The following is a 9467-nucleotide window of genomic DNA, read 5'->3' on the forward strand; positions in this document are numbered from 1 at the left end:
GGTGTCCCCCGGGACGCACCCTTACCCGTGGCGCTTACCCGTGGCGCTCCGCATTGGCCAGGATCGCACCCCTGAGGTAGGCGGCGAGGCCCGGCTTGGCCTTGTCGATGTTCTCGGTGAAGCGGTGGTCCGTCACATACATCTCACCGATGCAGGCGTGCAGCCGGTGAGGGCAGTCGTAGTGGTTCCGGCTCATCCACCGCCGGTGCTCCTCGGCCAGCTCCATCGCGGCCTCGGACTCCGCCGGGGCGCCCGACTCCATCAGCGCGATGAAGCGCCCGTTGATCGCGTCGCCCTCGGCCTGGATCCGCTGCCAGTCCTCCTTGGTGTACGTGGCCGCCCTGCGCTGGGACTCCCGGTACGCCTCGGTGTTCCCCCAGCGCTCCTCGACCTCGTCCGCGTACTGCTCAGGGTCGGCGTCGCCGAAGACCTCGAACTTCTCCTCCGGGGTCAGATTGATGCCCATCTTCCGTGCCTCCATGGCGTGTTCGACGGCGGCGGCCATCTTCTGGAGCTGCTCGATCCGGCTGGTCAGCAGCGTGTGCTGGCGCCGCAGGTGGGCCTGCGGGTCCACGTCCGGGTCGTCCAGGAGGACCGCCACCTCGTCGAGCGGAAAGCCGAGTTCCCGGTAGAACAGGACGCCCTGGAGCCGGTCGAGGTCGGCGTCGTCGTACCGCCGGTGCCCGGCCGCGCTGCGGGCGCTCGGGCGCAGCAGCCCGATCTCGTCGTAGTGGTGCAGCGTGCGCACCGTGACCCCGGCGAAGCCCGCGACCTGTCCCACCGAGTAGCTCATGCCCCTGGTCCGCTCTTCCCTGTGTGCCGTACGGGGTGTTCCGTACGGGCTCCACGGTGGCGCCTCACGTCGCGTGAGGTGCAAGTCCGGATGCCGAAATGATGTGGGCCGCCGCCGCGCTCCCTGGCATCCTGCCGATCGTGCTGGGGATAACCGATCTTTCGACGTATCTGGCGGGTCTCGCGCTGATCATCCTGCTGCCGGGCCCGAACTCGCTCTATGTGGTGTCCGTCGCCGCCCGCCGCGGCCCCCGGACCGCCTACCGGGCGGCGGGCGGGGTGCTGTGCGGGGACGCGGTGCTGATGGCGCTGTCCGCGGGCGGCGTGGCGTCGCTGCTCCAAGCGAGCCCGGCGCTCTTCGCCGTGGTGAAGTTCGCCGGTGCGGGCTATCTGACCTGGCTCGCGGTGGGCATGCTGCGCGGGGCGCGGAAGCTGTGGCGCCAGGGTCCCGGCAGCGCGCGTGCCGCCGCCGAGTCCGCCGAGCCCGCCGGGGACGGTGCGGTGGGTGCGGACGCCGTGGCGGCCGGGGCGGTCGAGCGGCCGTACCGCCGGGCGCTGGTCGTGAGCCTGCTGAACCCGAAGGCGATCCTGTTCTTCATCTCCTTCTTCGTGCAGTTCGTCGACCCGGAGTACGCCCATCCGGCGCTGTCCTTCGTGGCGCTGGGGCTCTGGGCGGAGCTGTTCAGCATCACCTATCTCTCCCTGCTGATCTTCGGCGGTACGTATCTCTCGGCCCTCTTCCGGCGGCGCAAGCGGCTGACGGCCGGGCTGTCGGCGGGCGCGGGGGCCGCGTTCCTGGGCTTCGCGGCGAAGCTGTCGCTCAGCAGCGCGGGCTGACGGCGCGGGAGCCGGGTGTTTGTGCCGTATGTCCGTAATTTAATGGACATGGCACTTCACGGAGGCAAGCACGGCGCGGCAAAGCGGTCCGACATCTCGGTCAACCCCTTCTACGGAGTGGCCGACCCGGTCAGCGGCATGACGACCAACCCGCCGCGCCGTCACCTCCCGGACGGGCCCATGGCGCCCTCGGCCGCGTACCAGCTGGTGCACGACGAGCTGATGCTCGACGGCAACGCCCGTCAGAACCTCGCCACCTTCGTCACCACCTGGATGGAGGCGCAGGCGGGGCTGCTGATGTCGGACTGCCGGGACAAGAACATGATCGACAAGGATGAGTACCCGCGCACCGCGGAGCTGGAGCGGCGCTGCGTGACCATCCTCGCCGACCTGTGGCACGCCCCCGATCCGCATGCCGTGATGGGCTGCTCCACGACCGGGTCGAGCGAGGCGTGCATGCTCGCCGGGATGGCCTTCAAGCGGCGCTGGGCCCAGCGGAACCCCGTCCGCTATCCGGCCACCGCCCGGCCCAATCTGGTCATGGGGATCAACGTCCAGGTGTGCTGGGAGAAGTTCTGCGCCTACTGGGAGGTGGAGCCGCGGCAAGTCCCCATGGAGGGCGACCGGTTCCACCTCGACCCGCGGGCCGCCGCCGAACTGTGCGACGAGAACACCATCGGCGTCGTCACCGTGCTCGGCTCGACCTTCGACGGGTCGTACGAGCCGGTCGCCGAGGTGTGCGCGGCGCTGGACGACCTCCAGGAGCGCACCGGGCTCGACGTACCGGTCCATGTGGACGGCGCCTCGGGCGCGATGGTGGCGCCCTTCCTCGACGGGGAACTGCTGTGGGACTTCCGGCTGCCCCGCGTCTCCTCCATCAACACCTCGGGTCACAAGTACGGCCTGGTCTACCCGGGGGTGGGCTGGGCGCTGTGGCGGACGCCGGAGTGCCTGCCCGAGGAGCTGGTCTTCCGGGTCAACTACCTGGGCGGCGAAATGCCGACCTTCGCGCTCAACTTCTCCCGGCCCGGCGCCCAGGTGGCCGCCCAGTACTACACCTTCCTGCGGCTGGGACGGGACGGCTACCGCGCCGTCCAGCAGACCTCCCGCGACGTGGCCTGCTCACTCTCGGCACGGATCGCGGAGCTGGGCGACTTCAGGATGCTCACCCGCGGCGACCAGCTGCCGGTCTTCGCCTTCACCACGGCGGAGGAGATCACCAACTTCGACGTGTACGACGTGTCGCGGCGGCTGCGCGAACACGGCTGGCTGGTGCCCGCGTACGCGTTCCCCGCCAACCGCCAGGACCTGTCGGTGCTGCGGGTGGTGTGCCGCAACGGCTTCTCGGCGGACCTGTCCGACCTCTTCCTGGACGATCTGCGGACGCTCCTGCCCGAACTGCGGAAGCAGCCCGCGCCGATGGGGCGGCCCGAGGCCGTCGCCACGGCCTTCCACCACTAGGGGGTGTCTTGGGGCACGCGCCGGGGGTCAGCCCGGCTGGGCGGTGGCGCGGAGCAGTTCGACCCTGCGCCGCACGGCCTCCAGGGCGCCCGGCCTGCGGCCCGGGACCCGGCCCCGCAGATCGATGAGCATCGGCGCGAGGGCATGCGCCCTGGCCGGTTCCTGGACGAACTGCCACTGGTGGTGGGCCCGGTCCACGGCGCCCTCCACCTCGGGGTGTCCGGTCGGCTCGCCGTTGCCCAGCCGGGCGTCGGCCACCGCCAGCCACAGTTCACACGCGCGGGCCGGATCCCCGGCGATCCGGGCGAGGTCGGCGCGGACCTCCAGCCAGTGGATCGCGTCGGAGGAGCGCGGACCGGCCGACCGCAGGGCCTCCTGCTCCCAGGCGGCGGCCATCGAGGCGGCCTCGCTGTGCCGTCCGGCGTGCGCGGCCTCGAATATCGCGGCGTGCGGATCGGGGATGGGCGCGCGTGCGGGCTCGGGCCGCCGGGCCGGTGGTGCGGGCTCGGGCGCCGGGGCGCTCCCGGGCGCGGGCGCGGCGGCCGGAGGCGGCGGCCCGGGCGGGTGCGGCGCGGCGGACGGGGCGGCCGGGGCGTGGGCGGTCGGCCCTCCGCCGGGGTGCCGGCCGCCCTCGGGTATCCGGGCGTCGTACGGAGCGCTCGCCCCGGGCGGCTCGTACGCACCGGGCGCCCCCTGCGGCTCGTACGCGCCGGGGACCCCGTACGTCCCCGGCACCTCGTACGCCGCGTAGCCCTCCACCGGCGCGCCCAGCAACAGCGCGGGACCGGTGCCAAGACCCGCCTCGGCGGCGGCCTGCTGGTGCAGCAGGGCGAACGGCGGGCCGTCCGGGGCACCGCCGCGCAGCAGCCCGGCGAGGGCGCGGCTGTAGACCGGCGCGGCGAGTTGGCGCTTGGGCGGAGCCGGGGCGATCGTCCCGTACAGCGTCAGCCCGCCCGCGAGCGTGTCGACCGGCAGCCGTCCGTCGGACAGCCGTGGCCAGGCCGTCTCGTCGGCCACCAGATCGGCGAGCACCGTGGTGCCGCCCGGCGGCCGCTGGGCCAGCTCGGCGGCCAGCCAGTGCCACGGCAGCGCGGTGTAGCGGGCGGTCCTCGGCGTCGTACGGGCCAGCGCGAGATGCGGCAGCCGCTGCTTGTGGTCGATGGTGAGCTGCCCCGCGAGATAGACGAGCACCGGCCCCGGATGGGCGGCCGCGGTGCGCAGATGCGTCAGTACGGTCTGCGGGTCGGCGGGGTCCACGAGTTGGACGACGCTGGCGCCGCCGGGCGTGCCCAGCAGCGCGGCCGGCGGCACGGCCGCGAGCTGTGGCAGCGCGGCGGCCGCGTCCATCAGCCGCTGCTTGCCCATCGGACCGGCGGCGAGGAGCAGGGCATAACCCGGCCCTCTCGTCGTAGCCGCCCCCGTGCCAGCCGTGTCGTTCCCCATACGTGCACCGTATCCGCATCCGGCGACGGCGGGTGTGGGTGTGACATACGTGGCATCGGGGACGGCGGATCGGCGACTCAGCGGCCGAGCCCCCGGTAACGGCCCCCGGTGAGCGGGAAGAAGACCACGAGGAGCGCCAACCGCCAGCGGACGGCGAGGAGTCCGGCGAGGTCCGCAACCCGGGAGCCAGCCCCGCCCTCGGGGCTCACGGCCATTACTCGCGGGGCTCCGCCGCGTGAGGGTACGGCGCGCCCTCCGGCAGGACGTCCACCGAGCGTTCCCCCTCGCCCGCCATGACGTACGCCCCGCCCTCCAGCCGCTCGATCAGCCCGCGGGTCCACTCGGCGCCGCTGTCGGCCGAGTGGACCCAGAGCTTCATGATCTCGCCGATGTGGCCCCACGCATCGGGGGCGCCCTGCGGCGGCGACCAGTGGCGGGTGACCTCGGTCCGCCACGCCTCCAGTGCCGCCACCCGCTCCTTGAGCAGCCCGATGGCCTCGGCGCGCGGCAGATCGACGATGAACCCGACCCCGGCCGTCAGCTCGTCGATCTTCTGGTCGTGCCGCAGCAGGGCGTCCCGCAGCAGCCGGAAGTACTCCTCCTCGCCCGCCGCGGTCAGCTCGTACTCGGTGCGCGGCGGGCCGCCCGCGGTGCTCGGGGCCACGTCGTGGGCGCGCATCAGGCCCTGCTTCGCCATCTGCTTGAGCGCGTGATAGATCGATCCGGGCTTGGCGTTGGACCACTGGTGCGCGCCCCAGAACTCCAGGTCGTTACGGACCTGATAGCCATGTGCGCGCCCGTGCCGGCGCACCGCTCCCAGCACCAGCAGCCGGATCGCCGACATGTGCCCGTCTCCCCATCCTGCCCCCGCCTGACCTGCGCTGGGGTCCAGAGTAGGGGTGTCAGCCCTCCATGAGCGACCAGTCGGGCTCGGGCATCGCACCGGTCTCGAAGACCAGCTCGAACGCGTTCTTCCCGTCGATCGTCTCGCGGATGACGTCCGCGTGCCCCGCGTGCCGGGCGACCTCCTCGATCAGGTGGAGGACCAGCCAGCGCCAGGTGCGGGTGCCGCCCTCGTCCCACGGGTAGCGGGGCGACTCGAACGTCTCGTCCATCGAGGACAGGGCGCGCACGGCCTCATCGGTCGCGCGCGCCACCGCCTCGTACCGCTCCAGCAGCACCGGCACCGTCTCGTCGGCCGTGGGGACGAAGCTCTGCTCGAACTCCGCCAGCGCCTCGGGCGACAGCCCGGGCTCCGCCTTGCCCTGGCCCTTGAGGATCCAGCCCTCCTCGGCGGAGGTCGCGTGCTTGACCAGCCCGGCGAGGGACAGCGCGCTGGCGCTGGGCGCGCTGCGGGCCTGCTCCTCGGTCAGTCCGTGCACGGCGCGCCGGATGCCGCCGCGCTGCGCGTCCAGATAGGCCAGCAGCGCGGAGCGCTCGTCCTTGCAGGCTTCGGAGTTCACGACGGTGGGCATGGCTGCCGCCTTTCACCTGGAGGGCGCCCGGGTCGGGTGCCCTTCGACGAACCCCACGTTAGGAAGGCTTGCGGTCAGCTTCTGTCCGCAAGCGCGGAAATCCGCAAGCCTTCCTCCCAGCGGATTCAGAACGGGAACTGGCTGCGGCCGTGCTGGATCGAGATCCACTTGGTGGTGGTGAAGTCCTCGATCATCGATTCCCCGTTGAGCCGTCCGACACCCGAGTGCTTCTCCCCGCCGAAGGGCACGATCGGCTCGTCGTGCACGGTGCTGTCGTTCACATGGATCATGCCGGTGTGGACGCGCTGGGCGAGGCGGACGCCGCGCTCGATGTCGCCGGTGTGCACGGCGCCGCTGAGGCCGTAATCGGTGACGTTGGCGATCCGTACGGCCTCCTCGTCACCGTCGAACGGGATCAGCACCACGACCGGGCCGAAGACCTCCTGGGTGAGGATGGCCGAGCCCTCGGGGACGTCGGCGAGCACGGTCGGCTCGACCAGGGTGCCCTCGGCCCGCCCCCGCACCAGCGCGGTCGCGCCGTCGGCGATCGTCTGGTCGACGAGCGCGGTGATGGACTCGGCCTGGCCCTCGTTGATCAGCGGGCCGATGTGGGTGGCCGGGTCGCCGGGGTCGCCCACCGTCAGCGTCTTCACCTTGGCCACGAACTTCTCGGTGAACGCGCGCTCCACCGACCGGTCCACCAGCACCCGGTTGGCCGCCATGCAGACCTGTCCCTGGTGGACGAAGCGGCTGAACACCGCGGCGTCCACCGCGTAGTCGAGGTCGGCGTCGTCCAGCACGATCAGGGCGCTGTTGCCGCCCAGCTCCAGGATGGAGCGCTTGAAGTGCGAGGCGGCGACGGTGGCGACATGGCGGCCGACCCGGTCGGAGCCGGTGAACGAGATGACCTTCGGGACCGGGTGCTCGATCAGTGCGTCACCGATCTCCGCGATGTCGGTGACGACCACATTGAGCAGCCCGGCGGGCAGCCCGGCCTCCTCGAGGATCTTCGCGACCAGACCGCCGCCGCATATCGGGGTGTTCTGGTGCGGCTTGAGGACGACGGCGTTGCCGAGGGCCAGCGCCGGGGCGACCGACTTCAGCGACAGCAGGAAGGGGAAGTTGAACGGGCTGATCACGCCGACGACGCCGACCGGCACCCGGTAGAGGCGGTTCTCCTTGCCGTCGCTCGGAGACGGCAGGATGCGGCCCTCGGGGCGCAGCGCCAGCTGGACCGCCTCGCGCAGGAACTCCTTGGCGAGGTGCAGTTCGAACCCCGCCTTGACGTGGGTGCCGCCGCACTCCGCGATGATCGCCCCGGTCAGTTCCTTCTCGCGGTCCTCGATGATCCGCAGCGCCCGCTCGAACACCGTCCGCCGGGCGTACGGGTTGCGGGCCGCCCACTCCGGCTGGGCCCGCTCGGCGGTGCGGTAGGCGAGGTCGACCTCGTCGACGGTGGCCACGGTGATGGAGGCCAGCTTCTCCCCGTCGTACGGGTTGAAGTCGACGATGTCCCAGGAACCGCTGCCGGTGCGCCACTCACCGCCGATGTACTGAAAGGCCAGCTCGGAGAAGTAGGACATGCCATCCCTATCTGGAGGACGCGGGACCGCATCCGGACACCCGCGAACGCGTGGGGGGTAATTCCTGACAGGACGTCATCCTACTGATCGGTCAGAGCTCATGCAGGAGCCCCCGGAGCAGGTCCCGGCTCTTCTCCGGGGAGAGGCTGTCCGCCCCCAGCCGCTCCAACACCCGCTCGTACTGCCCCACTTCATCGGGCTTGTCCAGGTAGAGCGCGCTGGTGAGCTGTTCCAGATAGACGATGTCCGGGAGGTCGGACTCGGGGAACCGGAGCAGGGTGAACGCACCGCTCTCCCCCGCGTGCCCGCCGAAGGCGAACGGCATCACCTGGAGCCTCACGTTCGGCGCTTCCGAGACGGAGATGAGATGCCGCATCTGGGCGCGCATCACCTCCGCCCCGCCGTAGGGACGGCGCAGCGCGGCCTCGTCCAGCACCACGTGGAACTCCGGCGCCCGCTCGGAGACCAGCAGCTTCTGCCGCTCAAGACGCAGCGCGACCCGCCGGTCCACCTCGGAGCCGCACGCCTGCGGCTGGCCGCGGGTGACCACGGCGTGGGCGTAGCCCTCGGTCTGGAGCAGGCCGTGGATGAACTGGACCTCGTAGACGGCGATGTGGGACGCGGCGCCTTCCAGCCCGACGTACGTCTGGAACCAGCCCGGCAGCACATCGCCGTAACTGTGCCACCAGCCGGTGAGGTTGGCCTCGCGGGCCAGCCCGAGCAGCGCCGCGCGCTCCGCCTCCTCGGTGACCCCGTACAGGGTGAGCAGGTCCTCGACGTCGCGCGCCTTGAAGCTCACCCGGCCCAGCTCCATCCGGCTGATCTTGGATTCGGAGGCGCGGATCGAGTATCCGGCCGCCTCGCGGGTGATGCCTCTGGCCTCGCGCAGCCGCCTGAGTTGGGAGCCCAGGAGAATGCGGCGCACCACCGACCCACTCGACTCGCTTGCGGTCATCTGTCCGTGACCCTCCCTGTGCGGAACGCGCTCTTCCGGCGATGGGCCCCCGCAACCCGGCAGGCCGAAGTCTGCCACTTTTCGGGCTCCCGGCTGTGTCCAAGTAGTTACCCGACCGGGAGTGCTACGCATATGTACGTAGCAAGAAAGCATGGCAAAGCCGGGCGCACCAGCTCAATACCTCTGCGTGCACGTGCATTTGCCCTTGCATTCGCCGTCGGCATTCGAAACGATGAGATACGCGCACGTGCAAGCTCGTACGAGATCTGGCCAGGATTCGTCAGGGCCACGGATGCAGGAGTGCTCGCATGGGGAGCGAAGGTACGGCCCTGCTGGAACCGCTGTGGAGAGGACTTCCCGCGGTCGATCCGTCCGCCGTCTCCGGCGCCGTCTCCTGTTCGCTTCCCGCGCGCTACGACGCGGTCAAGGGGGCCCGGCAGTTCACCGGGGCCACCCTGCGGCAGTGGGACATCCCCGAACTGCTCGACGAAGTGGCCATCGTCGTCTCCGAACTGGTCACCAACGCGCTGCGGCACGCGGTCTCCGGGGCGCTGCCGGGCGGTGCGTCCGGTGCGCCCGGTCCGTCCGACGACGGACCCGAACCGCCCCTGGTGCGGCTGCACCTGATGTACTCCGCCTCCCGGCTGGTGTGCGCCGTACGCGACCCCAGCGAGGACGGACCGGTCGCCGGGGAGGCCGGTTCCTGCGCGGAGTCGGGGCGGGGGCTGCACCTGGTGGAGTCGTTCACCGACGGCTGGGGCTGGCATCCGCTGGCCGGAACGCTGCCCGGCAAGATCGTCTGGGCCCTGTTCCGGCTGCCCCGCACCTAGGCAGTTTCGTTTGGATCAGCAGGTCGTTGGTTCGGGTGTGCCGTTGACTGATGCGCAGTGGGCGCGGATCGAGCCGTTACTCCCGGACCGG

General features: G+C 71.4%; 10 protein-coding genes. 3 read left to right on the forward strand and 7 right to left on the reverse strand.

Annotation, left to right across the window (positions count from 1 at the left end; genetic code table 11):
- Nucleotides 1-34: 34 nt before the first annotated feature.
- Nucleotides 35-793 (reverse strand): MerR family transcriptional regulator, encoded by a 759-nt coding sequence (locus ACH4TL_RS25945; RefSeq protein ID WP_398318777.1) that lies wholly within the window; start codon nt 791-793, stop codon nt 35-37.
- Nucleotides 794-933: 140 nt separating this feature from the next.
- Here ACH4TL_RS25945 and leuE point away from each other — a divergent pair, with 140 nt between their 5' ends.
- Both leuE and ACH4TL_RS25955 read left to right on the forward strand, forming a co-directional pair.
- Nucleotides 934-1629, forward strand: a complete 696-nt coding sequence (gene leuE, locus ACH4TL_RS25950; protein WP_398318774.1) for a leucine efflux protein LeuE — start codon at nt 934-936, stop codon at nt 1627-1629.
- A 48-nt stretch (nt 1630-1677) separates the two neighbouring features.
- Nucleotides 1678-3090 (forward strand): glutamate decarboxylase, encoded by a 1413-nt coding sequence (locus ACH4TL_RS25955; RefSeq protein WP_398318771.1) that lies wholly within the window; start codon nt 1678-1680, stop codon nt 3088-3090.
- A 27-nt stretch (nt 3091-3117) separates the two neighbouring features.
- Here ACH4TL_RS25955 and ACH4TL_RS25960 read toward each other — a convergent pair whose 3' ends face one another.
- The 6 genes from ACH4TL_RS25960 to ACH4TL_RS25985 all read right to left on the reverse strand — a co-directional run bounded on the left by ACH4TL_RS25960 (nt 3118) and on the right by ACH4TL_RS25985 (nt 8546).
- Nucleotides 3118-4533, reverse strand: a complete 1416-nt coding sequence (locus ACH4TL_RS25960) for a hypothetical protein (protein WP_398318768.1) — start codon at nt 4531-4533, stop codon at nt 3118-3120.
- A 77-nt stretch (nt 4534-4610) separates the two neighbouring features.
- Complete coding sequence (locus ACH4TL_RS25965) at nt 4611-4748, reverse strand: hypothetical protein (protein ID WP_398318765.1); 138 nt, start codon at nt 4746-4748, stop codon at nt 4611-4613.
- Entirely contained in the window at nt 4748-5377 is a 630-nt protein-coding gene (locus ACH4TL_RS25970) for a PadR family transcriptional regulator (protein ID WP_398318762.1), read from the reverse strand. Before ACH4TL_RS25970 ends, ACH4TL_RS25965 begins: the two co-directional genes overlap by 1 nt.
- Before the next feature lie 58 nt (nt 5378-5435).
- The gene (locus tag ACH4TL_RS25975) at nt 5436-6008 is read right to left on the reverse strand and encodes a DinB family protein (RefSeq protein WP_398318760.1); all 573 of its coding nucleotides are present in this window, start codon (nt 6006-6008) and stop codon (nt 5436-5438) included.
- 125 nt (nt 6009-6133) lie between these two features.
- Nucleotides 6134-7591, reverse strand: a complete 1458-nt coding sequence (locus ACH4TL_RS25980; protein ID WP_398318757.1) for an aldehyde dehydrogenase family protein — start codon at nt 7589-7591, stop codon at nt 6134-6136.
- Between the two features lie 91 nt (nt 7592-7682).
- Complete coding sequence (locus ACH4TL_RS25985) at nt 7683-8546, reverse strand: helix-turn-helix domain-containing protein (RefSeq protein WP_398318754.1); 864 nt, start codon at nt 8544-8546, stop codon at nt 7683-7685.
- A gap of 308 nt (nt 8547-8854) precedes the next feature.
- Between ACH4TL_RS25985 and ACH4TL_RS25990 the strand changes: the two genes are divergently transcribed.
- On the forward strand, nt 8855-9376 hold the full coding sequence (locus ACH4TL_RS25990; RefSeq protein ID WP_398318751.1) for an ATP-binding protein: 522 nt from the start codon (nt 8855-8857) through the stop codon (nt 9374-9376).
- Nucleotides 9377-9467: the final 91 nt, after the last annotated feature.

This window comes from Streptomyces sp. NPDC021115 (assembly GCF_044333065.1).
Taxonomy (GTDB): Bacteria; Actinomycetota; Actinomycetes; order Streptomycetales; family Streptomycetaceae; genus Streptomyces.